The organism is Microbacterium enclense (genome assembly GCF_001456955.1).
Classification (GTDB): Bacteria; Actinomycetota; Actinomycetes; order Actinomycetales; family Microbacteriaceae; genus Microbacterium; species Microbacterium enclense.
Genome location: NZ_KQ758471.1, coordinates 96807 through 112749, shown reverse-complemented (window position 1 = coordinate 112749; position 15943 = coordinate 96807). Strand labels below are relative to the sequence as shown.

At 69.4% G+C, this 15943-nt stretch carries 13 protein-coding genes and 1 tRNA gene; 8 read left to right on the top strand and 6 right to left on the bottom strand.

Annotation, left to right across the window (positions count from 1 at the left end; translation table 11 throughout):
• Positions 1–26: 26 nt before the first annotated feature.
• From AS029_RS10665 to AS029_RS10645, 5 genes are all read left to right on the top strand, one after another.
• The gene (locus tag AS029_RS10665; RefSeq protein ID WP_058232581.1) at positions 27–1499 is read left to right on the top strand and encodes a malate:quinone oxidoreductase; all 1473 of its coding nucleotides are present in this window, start codon (positions 27–29) and stop codon (positions 1497–1499) included.
• Between the two features lie 7 nt (positions 1500–1506).
• Positions 1507–2112, top strand: a complete 606-nt coding sequence (locus AS029_RS10660; RefSeq protein WP_058232580.1) for a thymidine kinase — start codon at positions 1507–1509, stop codon at positions 2110–2112.
• A gap of 149 nt (positions 2113–2261) precedes the next feature.
• Positions 2262–3290, top strand: coding sequence for a UDP-glucose 4-epimerase GalE (gene galE / locus AS029_RS10655; protein ID WP_058232579.1), 1029 nt, complete (start codon positions 2262–2264; stop codon positions 3288–3290).
• A 65-nt stretch (positions 3291–3355) separates the two neighbouring features.
• Positions 3356–4096, top strand: a complete 741-nt coding sequence (locus AS029_RS10650) for a FadR/GntR family transcriptional regulator (protein WP_058232578.1) — start codon at positions 3356–3358, stop codon at positions 4094–4096.
• Positions 4097–4107: 11 nt separating this feature from the next.
• A complete protein-coding gene (locus AS029_RS10645; RefSeq protein WP_058232577.1) occupies positions 4108–4929 on the top strand; it encodes a siderophore-interacting protein in 822 nt (273 codons plus the stop codon).
• A 73-nt stretch (positions 4930–5002) separates the two neighbouring features.
• Here the strand turns inward: AS029_RS10645 and AS029_RS10640 are convergent, their stop codons facing one another.
• From AS029_RS10640 to AS029_RS10620, 5 genes are all read right to left on the bottom strand, one after another.
• Complete coding sequence (locus tag AS029_RS10640; protein WP_058232576.1) at positions 5003–5782, bottom strand: HAD-IIB family hydrolase; 780 nt, start codon at positions 5780–5782, stop codon at positions 5003–5005.
• A 271-nt stretch (positions 5783–6053) separates the two neighbouring features.
• Positions 6054–6127, bottom strand: a tRNA-Pro gene (locus tag AS029_RS10635).
• 220 nt (positions 6128–6347) lie between these two features.
• Positions 6348–7853, bottom strand: coding sequence for a hypothetical protein (locus AS029_RS10630; RefSeq protein ID WP_058232575.1), 1506 nt, complete (start codon positions 7851–7853; stop codon positions 6348–6350).
• Positions 7854–7968: 115 nt separating this feature from the next.
• Positions 7969–8898 (bottom strand): metallophosphoesterase, encoded by a 930-nt coding sequence (locus AS029_RS10625; RefSeq protein WP_058232574.1) that lies wholly within the window; start codon positions 8896–8898, stop codon positions 7969–7971.
• Positions 8889–11582 (bottom strand): transglycosylase domain-containing protein, encoded by a 2694-nt coding sequence (locus AS029_RS10620; protein WP_058232573.1) that lies wholly within the window; start codon positions 11580–11582, stop codon positions 8889–8891. Before AS029_RS10620 ends, AS029_RS10625 begins: the two co-directional genes overlap by 10 nt.
• Before the next feature lie 120 nt (positions 11583–11702).
• On the opposite strand from AS029_RS10620, the gene AS029_RS10615 reads away from it, so the two are divergent.
• The 3 genes from AS029_RS10615 (at position 11703) to AS029_RS17625 (ending at position 13329) form a co-directional block, all read left to right on the top strand.
• On the top strand, positions 11703–11921 hold the full coding sequence (locus AS029_RS10615; protein ID WP_058232572.1) for a Sp36 family protein: 219 nt from the start codon (positions 11703–11705) through the stop codon (positions 11919–11921).
• Positions 11918–12385, top strand: a complete 468-nt coding sequence (locus tag AS029_RS10610) for a RidA family protein (RefSeq protein WP_058232571.1) — start codon at positions 11918–11920, stop codon at positions 12383–12385. Before AS029_RS10615 ends, AS029_RS10610 begins: the two co-directional genes overlap by 4 nt.
• 158 nt (positions 12386–12543) lie before the next feature.
• Positions 12544–13329, top strand: coding sequence for an LPXTG cell wall anchor domain-containing protein (locus AS029_RS17625; protein WP_058232570.1), 786 nt, complete (start codon positions 12544–12546; stop codon positions 13327–13329).
• Between the two features lie 117 nt (positions 13330–13446).
• On the opposite strand, the gene acs is transcribed toward AS029_RS17625, so the two are convergent.
• Positions 13447–15414: an acetate--CoA ligase gene (gene acs, locus AS029_RS10600; protein WP_058232569.1), complete on the bottom strand. Its 1968-nt coding sequence runs from the start codon at positions 15412–15414 to the stop codon at positions 13447–13449.
• Between the last annotated feature and the right edge of the window lie 529 nt (positions 15415–15943).

Here is a 15943-nt window from a genome sequence, read left to right as displayed (position 1 = left end):
TCACGGCCCGCACCTAGAATCGTCGGGTGACTGAAAACGTCGATGTTCTCCTCATCGGTGGCGGCATCATGTCCGCCACGCTCGGCACTCTGCTGAAAGACCTCCAGCCCGATCTGAAGATCGCGGTGCTTGAGCGTTTGAGCGACGTCGCGCAGGAGAGCTCGAACGCCTGGAACAACGCCGGCACCGGTCACGCCGCGCTCTGCGAGCTCAACTACACGCCCGAGGCCAAGGACGGCTCGATCGACCCCGCCAAGGCCGTCGCGATCAACGAGCAGTTCCAGCAGAGCCGGCAGCTGTGGGCCTCGCTCGTCGCCGAGGGCGTGCTCGACGAGCCCTCGACGTTCATCAACGCCACCCCTCACATGACCTTCGTGCGCGGCGAGAAAGACGTGGCCTTCCTCCGCAAGCGCTACGAGATCCTCCGGCAGCAGCCGCTGTTCGCGGGAATCGAGTACAGCGAGGACTCCCGCGTCATCAACCAGTGGGCGCCGCTGCTCATGCAGAAGCGCCGCAAGGGCGAGCCCTTCGCCGCCACGCGCGTCCCCGCCGGCACCGACGTGGACTTCGGCTCTCTGACCCGTCAGCTGTTCTCCAACCTGCGCGAGAAGGGCGTCGACGTCGCGACCAACCACGACGTCAAGAAGCTGAAGAAGAAGAAGGACGGCACCTGGGAGGTCTCGTACCGCCACGTGATCGGCGGCACGCCCGGCTCCATCAACGCGAAGTTCGTCTTCGTCGGTGCCGGCGGCTGGGCCCTCAAGCTCCTGCAGCGCTCGGGCATCCCCGAGATCAAGGGATACGGCGTCTTCCCGATCGGTGGTCAGTGGCTGAAGACGTCGAACCCCGACATCGTCGCCCAGCACCGTGCCAAGGTCTACTCGCAGGCCTCGGTGGGCGCACCGCCCATGTCGGTGCCGCACCTCGACACGCGCGTCATCGACGGCGAGTCCTCGCTGCTGTTCGGACCGTTCGCGACCTTCAGCCCGAAGTTCCTCAAGAACGGCTCGATGCTCGACATCGTGACCCAGGTGCGTCTGCACAACATCTTCCCGATGCTGAAGGTCGCCGTCGACAACCCGGGGCTGATCAAGTACCTCGTGAGCGAGTTGCTCAAGACCCACCCCAAGAAGGTCGACAGCCTGCGTGACTTCATGCCCACCGCGAAGGACGAGGACTGGGAGCTGCTCGACGCCGGTCAGCGCGCCCAGGTCATGAAGCGCGACAAGGCCAAGGGCGGGGTGCTGCAGTTCGGCACCGAGGTGATCACCTCCGACGACCGCTCGATCGCCGGGCTCCTCGGCGCCTCGCCCGGCGCGTCGACGGCCGTGTCGATCATGCTGGGCCTGATCAAGACGTGCTTCCCCGAGCGCATGGGGGAGTGGGAGCCCCGTCTGCGCGACCTCATCCCCAGCTACGGCGAGACGCTCAACACGCAGCCCGAGGTGGCTCGTCGCGAGCTGGATGCCACGGCACGCGCGCTCGCCATCAACCCCTGAGGCCCGCGTGGCGAAGCTGTACTTCCGCTACGGCGCGATGAACTCGGGCAAGTCGACGGCCCTGCTGCAGGCGGCGTACAACTACGAGGAGCGCGGGCAGCGCGTGCTGCTCGCGAAGCCCGAGATCGACACCAAGGGCGCCGATCAGATCGAGAGCCGCCTCGGCGTCGCCCGTCCGGTCGACTTCCTCGTCGGCCCCGACGATGATCTCCGCGCCGTCTTCCAGGCCGCTGCCGGGCACGCGCCCGTGGCGTGCCTGCTGGTCGACGAGGCGCAGTTCTTCACCCCGGCGCAGGTCGACGACCTGTTGCGGATCGCCGTGCTCGACGGCATCCCCGTGCTCGCGTACGGCATCCGCACCGACTTCCGCACCGAGGCCTTCCCCGGGTCGGCGCGCCTGCTCGAGATCGCGCACAGCCTGGAGGAGCTCAAGACCATCTGCCGGTGCGGCCGCAAGGCGATCTTCAACGCGCGGCTGGTGGGCGGGCGTTTCGTCTTCGACGGCGACCAGGTCGCCATCGACGAGGGACAGATCCAGGGCGAGGTCACCTACGAGTCGATGTGCGCCGTCTGCTACCTGCGCGAGTCCGGCGGGCGGCTCGACGGCCGCTGAGGTCGCTCTCCGCCGTGACTCGCGGCCTATGCCCGAGACCCGTGCGGTTCAGCGTGCGTTCGGCGCAAGTCAGCGTCGAGGCCGCTCGGCCGGAGGTTCGCGCCACGGCCTCGGCGGGCGACGTCGGCGGCGACCGATAGCCTGAGATCATGCGCGTACTCCTGGCCGGCGGTGCCGGTTACATCGGAACTCACACGGCCGTGGCTCTTCTCGAGGCCGGTCACGACGTCGTCCTGCTCGACGACCTGTCGGGCACGCACGCCGTCGCCGCCGAGCGGGTCGAGAAGATCACCGGAAGGCCCGCACCGCTCGTCGTGGGCGACGCGGCCGACGACGCCGTGGTGGCGGCCGTCTTCGACGAGCACGGCCCGATCGACGCCGTCATCCACCTCGCCGCGTTCAAGGCCGTCGGCGAGTCGACGCAGAAGCCGCTGGCGTACTACTCCAACAACCTCGACACCACGTTCGCGCTCCTGCGGGTCGGCATCGAGCGCGGCATCCGCTCGTTCGTGTTCTCCAGCACCGGCACGGTCTACTCCGACCCGGCCGACCTACCCTTCACCGAAGAGTCGACCACGAGCGTCGACCTCTCGAACGCCTACAGCAAGTCCAAGCGCATGAACGAGGTCGTCCTCGCCGACGTCGCCCGCGTGAACCCCGACCTCAACGTGACGGTGCTGCGCTACTTCAACCCGGTCGGCGCGCACCCCTCCGGTCTCATCGGCGAAGACCCCGCCGGCATCCCGAACAACCTCATGCCCTACGTCTCGCGCGTGGCCATCGGCACGCTCGACGAGATCGGCGTCTTCGGTGCCGACTACGACACCCCCGACGGCACAGGACTGCGTGACTACATCCACGTCGTCGACCTCGCCGAAGGGCACGTGGCGGCCCTCGAACAGGCGCAGCCCGGACACCAGGTGTTCAACCTCGGCACGGGGCGCCCGGTCAGCGTACTGGAGCTGGTGGCGTCGTTCGAAAAGGCCGTCGGCCACGAGCTGCCGAAGAAGATCCTCGACCGTCGTCCGGGCGACGTCGCCGCCACGTACTGCGACCCCGCGAAGGCCGGAGAGGTGCTGGGCTGGCGCACGCGGCTCACCATCGACGACGCATGCCGCGACTACTGGAACTGGCAGACCACCAACCCGGCCGGGTACGCGACGACCGCCGACGTCTGATCATCGACGCGGAGGGTGGTGCGGCTCGGCCGCACCGCCACGACCGGTCGCGAACGGGGGATGCCATGGCCAGCACCGCGCCACGGGCCTGGCAGGTCGTTCTCGAGCGCATCGAGAACGACCTGCGTGACGGGCGGCTCACGCCGGGCGACCGCCTGACTCCCGAGCGCGAGCTCGCCGCGCAACTCGGCGTCGGTCGGTCGAGCGTGCGGGAGGCCATCCGCGTCCTCGAAGTGCTGGGAGTCGTCCGCACGGCGACCGGCTCGGGGCCGTCGGCGGGGGCGATGATCGTCACCACGCCCCGCGGCGGCCTGGCGGCGTTCCTGCGCCTGCAGGTCGCGGCCAACGGATTCCCCCTGCTCGATGTGGTCCGTACCCGCATCGTTCTCGAGTGCGACGTCGCCGAGCGCCTCGCGCAGTCCGACGCCGACCTCTCCGGCATCCACGACATCCTCGGGGCGATGGATGCCGCCGACCTCACCGCCGAGGAGTTCCTCGCCCTCGATGCGCGCTTCCACCAGGCACTCGCCGAGGCGTCGGGCAACGCCGTGATCTCGGCGATGATGGCGGGGCTGCGCAGCTCCATCGAGGGCTACACGAGCGCGGGCGCCGCCCGGCTCGAGGCCTGGCCGCGCGTCGTCGATCGGTTGCGTCGCGAGCACCGGCACATCGTCGATGCCGTGTCGCGCGGTGAGGCCGACGAAGCGCGCGAGACCGTGCGCGCCCACATCACCGATTACTACACCGAGGTGGCGGAGGCGCTGCGTTCGGTCGATGCGGCGCCCGGCGCCGCCCCCATCGTCTGAGGAGAGTCCCCATGGCCGATCGACCGGTGCGTCCCCCGCGTCCCCAGCACGTGCTGCACGTGGTCGCGACCGAGCAGCTGAGCCCGCACCTCGTGCGCATCCGCGCGCGCGGCGACGACCTCTCCGCCTTCCGCGACAGCCCGCACACCGACAAGTACGTGAAGATCACGTTCGCCAAGCCCGAGCTGGGGCTCGAGCCGCCGTACGACCTCGCGGCGCTGCGCGAGACGCTCCGCCCCGCCGATCTTCCCGTGACCCGCACGTATACGGTGCGAGCGGTCGACGGCGATGTGCTCACGATCGACTTCGTCGTGCACGGCGACGAAGGTCTCGCCGGGCCGTGGGCCGCGCGCGCTCGGGTCGGGGACCGGCTCGTCGTCTCGTCGCCCGGGGGAGCGTACGCCCCCGACCCGTCGGCCGCGTGGCACCTGCTCATCGGCGACGAGTCGGCCATCCCGGCCATCGCGGCGGCACTGGAGGCTCTGCCGCCGGATGCCACCGGCGCGGCGTTCCTCGAGGTGCAGAACGCCGACGAGCAGCTCGAGCTCACCGCTCCGGCCGGAGTCGAGATCGTCTGGGTGCATCGCGGCACCGCCGCAGCCGGAGCGACCGCCGTGCTGGCCGACGCCGTGACCGGATGGCATCCACTCGACGGACGAGGCCAGATGTTCGCGCACGGGGAGCGCGAGAGCATGAAAGCGCTGCGCGACATCGTGTTCGCGCGATGGGGACTGCAGCGGGAGCAGGTCTCGCTGTCGGGCTACTGGGCGTACGGCCGCACGGAGGACCGCTTCCAGGCCGAGAAGCGCGAGCCCATCGGCCAGATCCTCTGACCCGACAGCAGGACGCGGGCGCGGTCGCTGAGCGTGTCGACGTGGCCGCCACACGCGGCAGCGCGAGGCGGGCTCAGGCCTCGGTGCGCTCGGGCAGCGTCGGCACCAGCTTCTCGAGGAACGCCGCGGTGTCTTCCCAGCCGTGGACGGCCTGGCAGGCGACGCCCATCGCGAGAACGGGGTAGTCGTTGCCGTCGGGGTCGAGGCGGTCGCCGACGAAGAGCATGGCGTCGAGGGGGATTCCTGTGGCCTCGACGAGCTTGTTCATGCCGTAGGCCTTGTCGATGCCGCGGTGCGTGATGTCGACCGACGTGGACCCGCCGGAGCGGACCTCGAGGTCGGGGATGCGCGCTGCGACGGCCTCGCGGAGGGTGTTCTTCTTCTCGCCCGTCGGGTCCCACGCCATCTTGGCGTCGAGGGGAGCGGACTGGCCGAGGGCGGAGAAGGTGATCTGAGAGCCGCGGTCCTCGAGGATGTCGCCCCACGGTTCGGCTTCCCACAGGCCCAGTCGCTCGGCTTCTTCTCGCACGGCGGCCAGGGCGCGCTGCTTCTCGTCGTCGGTCAGGGAGTGGGCGTAGACGGTCTGCACGCCGTCGCGCGTGAGACGGTAGTACTGCGTGCCGCACGTGGGCATCAGGTGGAATCGCGAGAGAGCCTCGGGTGCAGCCTCGGGGAGGCGCTCGACCACCTGTGAACGGAACTGCTGCAGCTGGCCGCCCGAGATGATGGCGACCTCCACGCGCTCTGCGAGGGCGAGCAGCAGTTCACCGATGCGGGGATCGATGGCCGACTTCGACGGTGCGAGGGTGTCGTCGAGGTCGAAGGCGACGAGGCGGGGCGAGGCGTCGGACACGGTGCTCCTGGAGGTCTCGGGGTCGTGGTGCGATCTGTGCCCCTGGGGGCGTGCGCGGCGCGGGCCGCGGGGGCCCGGAACGATTCTACGGGGGCGGTTCGGCCGCACCCGCCGGGAGAACCCCCGGCGCCGGCTCGGTTGAGGCGGGCGCCAGCGACCGTCATGGACCGCGCGTCTGACGCCCGAACGAAGAGCGAGACCCCACCCGGAGGCGGGGTCTCGCTCTCTGGAATCGTCGCCCTCTGCGAGGACGGGGTTCCATCTTGTTATGTCGGGGTGACAGGATTTGAACCTGCGGCCTCGTCGTCCCGAACGACGCGCGCTACCAAGCTGCGCCACACCCCGTGGCAACTTGAAAAGTCTACCCTGTTCCGGGCTGCGTTCCGAACCGGGGTCCGGGTCGGGCGCGTCGCGAGAGCGATCGGGGCGGCAGACCTCGGCACGAGAGCCGTTGCGCCGCCCGCCACGGCCGTCCGACGCACCCCGTCGGGGCATCGGACGGCCGCCGGTGGAGGCGCCGCAACCCGACCGGAGGAAACGATGCGGCGCCTGCTTCCGAGAGCGGTCAGACCTTCGGGGTGGAGCGACGCCGTGCGAAGGCCCACGCCACGACACCGAGACCGAGTGCGGCGGCGGCAGCCCCGCCCGCCCCGCCGAGCGACGCGGCGGACATCCCCGTCGCCGCCAGGGCGGCGGCCGGCGCGGGCGACGCGGGAGCGGAAGCCGCGGGTGACGAGGTGGACGAAGGTGTGGGCGACGGCGACGGGTCCACGCGTGGCGGTTCGGGGGCGAGTTGCTCGGTCTGGGTGGGCGAGGCGAAACGTTCCTGCCAGTGGTAGCCGGCGGGGAGGTGCGCGACGACGTCGGCATCCTGGTCGTCACGCATGACGCGCCATACGGCGGTGTAGACGCCCGGCCCCGGCAGCGTGTCCGACGCGACCTCGTACGTGCCGGCTCCCGCGAGCGGGTCGGTGCGCAGGTCGAGACGCATGACGGGGGTGAGGTTCGAGGGGACGTCCTCCGCCTCGGCGGGGTAAGCGCCGGTGCGGTAGACGTCGGCGGTGGCCGCGATGACGACGAAGGATCCGTCGGCATGGCGGGGCCAGACGCCGTCGGTCGCCGCCACCGTCACGAGGTCGACGAATCGGCCGCCCTCGATGCGCGCGGTGGTCTCGATGCGCGGGGCGAAGCGCACGGGACGGGGAGTGGCGTCCTGCGTGGTCAGCGTGAAGGTCGTAGGACCGGCGGGGCCGGCGGACTCCTGCTGCCCGGGTGTGGAGAAGTGGTGGATGGCTGCCGATCGCACCGCGAAGGCGCCCGTTGCGCGAACCGTGTAGGGACGACCCTGGTCTGACGACGAAGCAGGGGCGACGATGTCGTACACCTGCCCGGCGCGCACATCGGAGCGGTCGGTGGTGCCCGTATCGGCGAAGACGGCGTTGTCGAGATGCAGGGTGCCCGTTGCCGTGGCATCCACCTCGGCGGTGACGGTGCCGCGGGTGGGGTCGTCATCGCGGGTCGTGAGCGTCAGGGCGCCACCGACCCGTGGGACATCGATCGCCTCAGCCTCTGCCAAGTAGCGCACGGCGTGGTCTTGGACCGCTGCGCTGTTCTCGGGACTCGCGCGTCTCATGATGTGGTCGATCGCCTCGGGGAAGCTGTCTCCGGTGTATCCCCACGAGTGGAGCGTGGTGTCGCGGTCGACGATCGCTTTCACCGCCCATCCGACGCCCGCGGCCTGTACGGCGTCGCCGGTCTGACCGTACGTTGAGATCAGGTAGTTGATCGACACCAGTTGCTGCGGACTGAGGCCGTTGACGTCCGACGAGATTCCGCGGTCGGTCGTCGCGTCGGTGGCGACGGGCAGCCCGGGGTGGATGCAGTAGGTGTGCACATCGCCCACCCGCATCGAGCCGTGCCAGCCCGTGCGAGACAGCGGCGCCCAGGTGCCGAAACCGGTGCCGCGATCGGCCGCCTGAGCGGCCGGAGCGATGCCGAGACCGCCCAGCAGGGCGGCGATCACGCCGAGGGCGGCGAGAGTGCGTCGCCGTGACGGGGGAGAGTGATGCATGCGAGGAGTCCCTTCATTTGAGGAGACTCGATCGTGCTTCAGCGCGCTCTCGCGGGAACGGCGAAAGGGGCCGATCCGTGGAGGGACCGACCCCTTCGCGAGGTGGGGAGGAGGCTCAGCGCGGGAGCAGCGTCAACAGCGTCGCCTCCGGGCGACAGCCGAACCGCACGGGCGCGTAGATCGAGTGGCCGAGGCCCGCGCTGACGTTGAGCGGCACCGTCCGACCGTCGTACGTCCACTCGCTCAGGCCCCGGGCCTGATCGAGCGGGATGTCGCAGTTCGACACGAGCGCCTTCCGACTGAAGGGGATGCGCACTTGGCCGCCGTGCGTGTGACCCGCCAACAGCACGTCGGCGCCGAGGTCGATGAAGGTGTCCAGCGTGCGCCGATAGGGCGCGTGCATCACGCCCAGCGTGAGATCGGCGGCATCCAGGGTCTCGAGGATCGGCGGGATCAGCTCGGGGTGGTCCCAATTGCGGTGTCCGTCGTTGACGCCGAACGCGGTCACGCGGAGCCCCTTGAGCTCGAATGAGACCGCCGTGTCGTCGAGGATGCTCCACCCGAGGTCGTCGGTGAAGAACCGGTCGAGCGCGCCGACGTCGAGGTGCTTGTGCGCGGGGAGATTTCCCGAGGGCCCCAGGAAGTAGCGCAGCGGATTTCGCGGGGCCGGCTCCTGGTAGTCGTTCGATCCGTGGACGACGAGCCCGGGCACGTCGCGGAGCGGGGAGAAGGCCGTGCGGATACCGGTCAGCCCGTCGCGGTGTCCCAGGTTGTCGCCGGTGTTGACGACGAGGTCGGGAGCCAGCTCCGCCAGGCGTGCCATCCACTCCTGCTTGCGGTGCTGCCACGGCGCCATGTGAGCGTCGGACACGTGCAAGACGCGGAGGGGCTCGGCACCCTTCGGCAGCACACGGAGGGCGTGATAGCGCACCGTGAACAGGTAGCGCTCGACCCCGACTCCCCAGACCGCGGCTCCGACGGCCGCCGCCCCCGCGACCCCGAGGGGCGCGAGGGCGGCGGTCACGAGGGGGCGCGTCACGGGCATTCCTTCGCGGCGACCGCCAGGGTGACGGTCACGCTCTTGTTCGCCGCGCTGCCGCCCGCCGGGTTGGTGCTCGTCACCTGGCCCTCGGCGGGTGCGTTGGCGTCGCGCTGACAGCCGCCGATCGAGATGTTGCCGTAGCCGGCGGCCGCGAGAGCGGCCCGCGCGGCGTTGACCGTCTGGCCGTCGACGTTCGGCACGGTTCCACCCTGACCGTTGCCCGGGTTGATCGTGATCGTCGAACCGGCCGGGGCGGAGCCGCCGTTGGGGCTCTGCGCGGCCACGGTGTCGCCGCCGGACGGGGAGTCGACGGGTTCGCCCACCGAGACGCGGAAACCTGCTCCGGTCAGCGTCGAGCGCGCGCTGTCGATGGACTGACCCACGACGTTGGGCAGGTCGCGCTGCTGCGTGCGCAGCAGGTTCGACACCGGGTCGGGGAATCGGTCGCCACCGTAGAACTCGTTGGCGGCGCTCTGGATGTCCTTCGCCAGGATGTAACGCATGCTGCTCAGCTGATTGCCTTTGGCGTACTTGCCGAACAGATCCTTGTCGCCGTCCCAGTTGCCGACCCACACGGCGGTCGTCGCGTTGGTGGACGACTCGATCATCCATGTCTGGAAGCCCTCGTGCGTACCGGTCTTGCCCATGACGGGGGTGCCGTCGTAGGGGTTGGCGTCGACGCCCGTGCCCTGCCCCTGCATGACGCCCTGAAGGGCGTACGCGGTCGTCGCGGCGATCTCAGGCGTGAGTGCCGTCTGGCACGTCCGCTCCGGGATGGGCCGTTCCTCGCCGTCGGCCGTCGTCACCTTGTCGATGACCTTCGGCTGGCAGAAGGTGCCGCCGTTGGCGACCGTGGCAAACGCGCCGGCCATGGCGAGCGGTGAGACGTTGTCGCTGCCGATCACCTCGTTGGCGTTCTCCATCTTGATCTCGTCGCCGGTTCCGGTCTGCACGCCGAGCTTCTTCACGACCTTGGCGATGTCGCAGAGGTCGAGCTCCGCCGCCATGGCGAGGTATCCGGTGTTCAGAGAGTCGCGCGTGAACATCATCGGCGTGCCGAAGTAACCCGGGTTCCGCGCGAAGTTGTTGATGGTGTAATTGCCCTGGTTGACCCAGTTGCCCGAGCACGAGTTCGTCATGTTCGGGACGGGTCGAAGGCGTCCGTTCAGGCTCTCGTTCAGGGAGTGACCCTTCTCGAGCCAATCGATCAGCGTGAACAGCTTGAACGTCGATCCGACGGGGAAGCCGATCGAGCCGCCGTTGTCGCGATCGCCGGCGAACACGATCTGGTTGTACGACGGGTCCGTCTGTTCCGGGTCCTGCGTGAACTTGGTGTTCTGCGCGATGGCGAGGACGCGGCCGGTCTTGGCCTCGAGGCTCACAGCGGTCGAGCCGAACTTCATCCCCTCGATGCTCTCGGGGGTGTTCTCGTTCATCGTGTTCTGCGCGGCATCCTGCATGCGCCAGTCGAGCGTGGTCTGAATCGTCAGGCCGTCCTGCCGGAGGGCGCGTACGCGGTCGTCGGTCTCGGCGCCGAAGGCCGGGTCGTTGAGGATCGTCGACACCACGTACTGGCAGAAGTACGCCGCCCCCGACGAGCCGCAGCCCTGCTCGGTCTCCGACAGGTTCGGAGTGATGGGCTCGATGGCGTACTGCACGTACTGCTCGTGCGTGATCTTGCCGTCGACCTCCATGCGGCTGAGCACGTAGAGCTGACGACCCTTCGTCTCGCTGTAGCCGTCGGCGGCCGCCACGAGCTGCTCCTGCGTGATCTCACCGTTGTCGCGCAGGGTGTAGAGGGCCTGGATCGTGCTCTGCTCGACGTCGTCGATGGAGCCGTCGGGCTGCTTGTTGTACGCCGTTCCGTCGCTGTCGAAGATGGAGCCGTCGGGCCGGTCGATCCGGAAGCGATTGGGGTTCTGCACCATGCCGGCGAGCACCGCCGCCTGACCGACGTTGAGTTCGGAGGCTGAGACGTTGAAGTACCGCTTCGCCGCGGCGTCGATGCCGTAGGTCACTCCGCCGAAGTTGGCGATGTTGAGGTAGCCGAGAAGGATCTGGTCCTTCGAGTACTCCTTCTCGAGCTGGATGGCGTAGCGCATCTCCTGCAGCTTGCGCTGGTAGCCCTCGGGGCCGTCCGCCTGCACGGCGGCGCTGGCGCACTCCTGGAGGGCCTCGTCACGCGTCTTGCCGACGGTGGTCTCGGTGGCTTCGACGGCCTTCGCGTCGCGCTCGCACCGCTGCACGAGGACGTTCTTCACGTACTGCTGGCTGATCGAGGATCCACCCTGCGTCTCGCCGCTGGCGGCGTTGTTGAGCAGCGCGCGCGTGGTTCCGATCAGGTCGACGCCGCCGTGCTGGTAATAGCGCGGGTCTTCCGACGACAGGACGGCGTCGTACATGACGGGCGCGATCTGCTCGAACGTGACGGGGGAGCGGTTCTGGTCGTAGAACTTCGCCAGCACCCGGTCGCCGGCCATGAGCGTCGTCGGCTGCATGAGCTCGTCGGGCTGCAGGTAGCTGGGCATCTTGTCGAAGATGGTGATGGCGCTGGAGGCAGCGGCACCGGAGACGGCGATGGCCGGCGTGACGGCGGCGGTGACCAGGAGTCCGGCGACCGCGCTGAGTCCGACGAGGCCCAGGATGCCGCCGAGGGCACCGCTAGCCGTACGTTTGTTCTCGGGCATAGGGTTGATGCTAAGCGACGTTGCTGGGCGATGCCTTGAAAGCGTGCGCCCGCGCGCGTACGCCATTCGACCGCGCGCGCACGCCTGCTGCGCGCTCCGAGCCATCGCCGGGAGCCCGACATGACCACGTGGGAATACCTCACCACTCCGCTGCTGATCCACAACACGGCCGCCATCCTCAACAACTGGGGCAAGCAGGGATGGGAGCTCGTGCAGGTGGTGCCCGGCCCCGAGGGTGGGCTCGTCGCCTACTTCAAGCGCCCGACGGGCGGGGGCACGGCCAACGCAGGGCTCGGGGCCGCTGAAGCAGCCGCGCGCCAGTTCGAAGGTCAGCAGTGAGCGTCTCGGCCCGCCTGGCAGAGCTGGGGGTGGACCTGCCCGGCGTCGTCCCGCCCGTCGCCGCCTACATCCCGGCGAAGCGTCACGGCGACCTCGTGTACACCTCGGGCCAGCTGCCGATGGTGCAGGGCACTCTCCCCGCCACCGGCAAGGTCGGAGAATCGGAGGGTCTGGTCGACCCTGCGGACGCCAAGACCCTCGCCCGTCAGTGCGCGCTGAACGCGCTCGCCGCGGCAGCAGCTCTCGTCGGCGGTGTCGACAATCTCGCCGGCGTGCTCAAGATCACCGGCTTCGTGGCATCCGTTCCCGAATTCACGGGGCAGCCCGGCGTCATCAACGGGGCGAGCGAATTCCTCGGCGAGGTGTTCGGCGAGGCGGGCGCTCACGCGCGCTCGGCGGTGGGTGTGCCGGTGCTGCCTCTGGACAGCCCGGTCGAGGTCGAGGTCGTTTTCGCTGTCGCATGAAATGGGCGGCCGCGCGAGAAATGAGAGCGTAACCTACCGTGTTTCCCCCGTTTTCAGAATCTGCACACCTAATGATTAGGGTATTTGCGGGGTAGCGTATCTGCGCTCGCCTTCCACGTGCTGTGGGGGGCACATTTCTTAGGGGAAAACGGGGAAATATGAAGAAGACGACGAAATTCTGGGCGGCCGGCGCAACGGCGCTCGCTCTCGCGGTCGGCGCCGGGATCAGCGTCCCCGCTGCCCACGCGGCCGACATCACGGGCGATGTGCGGGTCACGCTGGACTTCACTACGCCCAACGAGGTCGACGTCGCGGTCTGGGCGCAGAACACCTCGGCCGTCACGGCGTACGGCTCGGCGACGGTCGCTCAGACCAACGGGTGGGTCGAGACCTTCAGCGAGAAGCGCTTCGCGCCCGGTGAGACCTGGACCTGGTCGGCGTCGTTCGACGGGTACGACTGCAGCGACCTCGACACCACCGCGGGTGTCGCATTCGGTTCGTCGTCGCGCGGCGGCGACCCCGAGTGGACCTCGGGCGTCATCACGGCGTGGGACTCGCGCGTCACCGTCATCGGTTGCGACCTTCCGCCGACGCCCACTCCGACGCCCACCGTCGCGCCGACGGCCACGCCCACCGCCGCGCCGACGGCGACGCCCACCGCTCAGCCGACGATCACCCCGACGCCGACGACGGCCCCGACCGGTGGTCCGACGCCGACCGCCACGCCGACGGCCACCTCGACGCCGACGGTCGCGCCCTCCGCGACGCCGACGGCCACGGCCACCGCGGTTCCCGTGCCGGCCGGTAACAGTCAGGCCGGTAAGGGCTCGCTGGCGAACACCGGTATGTCCGGTGCCGCTCTGCTGCCCATCGCGCTCATCGCTGCGGGCGCCCTCGCCGCGGGCGCAGTGATCCTGCTGCTCCGCCGCCGCCGCTCCGTCTGACGACGATGAAACGGGGCCGTTCGTACGAACGGCCCCGTTTTTCGTGTCCGCGGGCGGCGATTTCGTCCCCCCGCGTATCCGTGGATGCCGAGTGGTGCGGCATCCACGGATCCGACGTCACTTCACCTGGGCGCTGATGACGCTCATGACGGCGGTGTCGGCCAGCGTCGTGGTGTCGCCGACCTCGCGTCCCTCGGCCACGTCCCGCAGCAGGCGGCGCATGATCTTGCCCGAGCGGGTCTTGGGCAGTTCGCCCACGATGTAGACGTCGCGCGGCCGGGCGATGGGGCCGATCTGCTCGCCCACCCATCGGCGCAGCTCGTCTCCGAGTCCCTCGACGGGCTTCTGCGCGAGGTACCGGCTCTTGATGATGACGAACGCGACCACGGCCTGGCCGGTCGTCTCGTCGGATGCTCCCACCACCGCGGCTTCCGCCACGCCCTCGTGACCCACGAGCGCCGATTCGATCTCAGCGGTCGACAGGCGGTGGCCCGAGACGTTCATGACGTCGTCGACGCGTCCGAGCAGCCAGACGTCGCCGTCGTCGTCGAGTCGCGCGCCGTCGCCGGCGAAGTAGTACCCCTTGTCGGCGAACTTCTCCCAGTACGTCTCGCGGTAGCGGTCGGGGTCTCCCCAGATGCCGCGCAGCATGCTCGGCCACGGCTCGGTCACCACGAGCAGCCCTCCGCTGCCGTTGCCGACGGGCTCGCCGGCATCGTCGACCACGGCGATCGAGATGCCGGGTATCGGAACCTGCGCGGAGCCGGGCTTGGTCTCGGTGACGCCCGGCAGCGCCGAGATCATGATGGCTCCCGTCTCGGTCTGCCACCACGTGTCGACGATGGGCGTTTCGTCGGCGCCGATGATCTCGCGGTACCAGACCCACGCCTCGGGGTTGATCGGCTCACCGACCGAGCCGAGCAGCCGCAGCGACGACAGGTCGAACTTCTGGGGCACGTCGCGACCGATCTTCATGAAGGAGCGGATCGCGGTGGGCGCGGTGTAGAAGACCGTGACGCCGTGCTTCTCGATCAGCTCCCACCACCGGCCGGGGTGGGGCGTGTCGGGCGTGCCCTCGTACAGCAGCTGTGTCGCACCGTTGGCGAGGGGGCCGTAGGTGACGTAGGTGTGTCCGGTGATCCACCCGATGTCGGCGGTGCACCAGTAGACATCGCTCTCAGGGTGCACGTCGTGGACGACGCGGTTCGTGAACGCGGCCTGCGTCAGGTAGCCGCCCGAGGTGTGGAGGATCCCCTTCGGCTTGCCCGTGGTGCCGGAGGTGTACAGGATGAACAGCGGCGTCTCGGAGGGGAAGGCCCGCGCCTCGTGGTCGGCTGACGCCTGCGGCACGATGTCGTGCCACCACAGATCGCGGTCGTCGATCCACTCGACGTCGTTGCCCCCGCGCTGGACGACGATGACGTGCTCCACGGTCTCCTGGATGCCGGATCCGTTGCGATCCGCCAGTGCCTGATCGACCGCGGGCTTGAGGGGCGACACTTTGCCCTTCCGCCAGCCGCCGTCTGCGGTGATGACGACCTTCGCCCCGGCATCATCGATGCGCGCCCGCAGGCTGTCGGCCGAGAATCCGCCGAAGACGACCGAGTGCACCGCGCCGATGCGGGCCACCGCCAGCATCGACGCGATCGCCTCGGGGATCATCGGCAGATACAGCGCGACGCGGTCGCCCTGCTCGACACCGAGGCCGGTCAGCACGTTGGCGAGCCGTTTGACCTCATCCGTGAGCTCGGCGTACGTGACGTTGCGTGTGTCGCCGGGTTCGCCCTCCCACCGCAGAGCGACGCGATCGCCGTTGCCCGCCTCGACGTGGCGGTCGAGGCAGTTGTAGGCCACGTTGAGCTCACCGTCGGCGAACCATTCCGCGAAGGGCGGGTTCGACCAGTCGAGAACCTGGGTGAACGGCGTGTGCCAGTGCAGTTCCCGCGCCTGCTCGGCCCAGAACCCTTCCCGATCGGCGGAGGCGCGCTCGTAGAGGGTGCGGTCTCCGACGGCCTGGTCGGCGAATGCGGCCGGCGGAGGGAACCGGCGGGATTCGGAGAGGAGGTGGTCGATCTGGCTGCTCATCGCGGCGCTCCTTCGCATCACATGACGCCCGCGTCAGCGCGGGGCGTCGTCACCCCGGTCACGCTATCGACCGCCCCCGGTGGGGGCCACCTCCGATAGTTGGCATCTCGAATAACGCGAAACAGGTGATATATCGCCGTGGATGGGTGTTTCGAGTTGGTTAGATCAATTTTCCTTGCGTAATCTAGGCACGCCCGAACATCGCTTCCGGCATTTGCGTCCGGGGGGAGCCCCCCAATATTCCTCCGGCGCACGGCGGCATCCCTCGCCCCCCACTGACGGGATGCCGCCCCCTTCATTTTCTGCGCCGGTCGCCGAGACGAGCCCCGGCGCTCGCCGTCCGCGAGCGGCGATCGGTGGTCGGTCCTCCCACGTCATGGTGTCGTCGTGCGGACCTCCGGCCGGTTGCGGGGCGGCCCTCGGAGCGGGGAGCGCGGGCTCCTCCTCCCCAGCTGTGCATTCGGGTCGGTCGTCCACGGGTGCCCTCGTGACGACGCCGCGCGTGCGGGCGTCGTCCGTACGGTCGTCG

Bases quoted from the DNA above. Each gene is read 5' to 3' on its own strand.
- galE (WP_058232579.1), top strand. From the start codon at position 2,262: ATGCGCGTACTCCTGGCCGGCGGTGCCGGTTACATCGGAACTCACACG.
- AS029_RS10650 (WP_058232578.1), top strand. From the start codon at position 3,356: ATGGCCAGCACCGCGCCACGGGCCTGGCAGGTCGTTCTCGAGCGCATC.
- AS029_RS10645 (WP_058232577.1), top strand. From the start codon at position 4,108: ATGGCCGATCGACCGGTGCGTCCCCCGCGTCCCCAGCACGTGCTGCAC.
- AS029_RS10630 (WP_058232575.1), bottom strand. From the start codon at position 7,853: ATGCATCACTCTCCCCCGTCACGGCGACGCACTCTCGCCGCCCTCGGC.
- AS029_RS10625 (WP_058232574.1), bottom strand. From the start codon at position 8,898: ATGCCCGTGACGCGCCCCCTCGTGACCGCCGCCCTCGCGCCCCTCGGG.
- AS029_RS10620 (WP_058232573.1), bottom strand. From the start codon at position 11,582: ATGCCCGAGAACAAACGTACGGCTAGCGGTGCCCTCGGCGGCATCCTG.
- AS029_RS10615 (WP_058232572.1), top strand. From the start codon at position 11,703: ATGACCACGTGGGAATACCTCACCACTCCGCTGCTGATCCACAACACG.
- AS029_RS17625 (WP_058232570.1), top strand. From the start codon at position 12,544: ATGAAGAAGACGACGAAATTCTGGGCGGCCGGCGCAACGGCGCTCGCT.
- acs (WP_058232569.1), bottom strand. From the start codon at position 15,414: ATGAGCAGCCAGATCGACCACCTCCTCTCCGAATCCCGCCGGTTCCCT.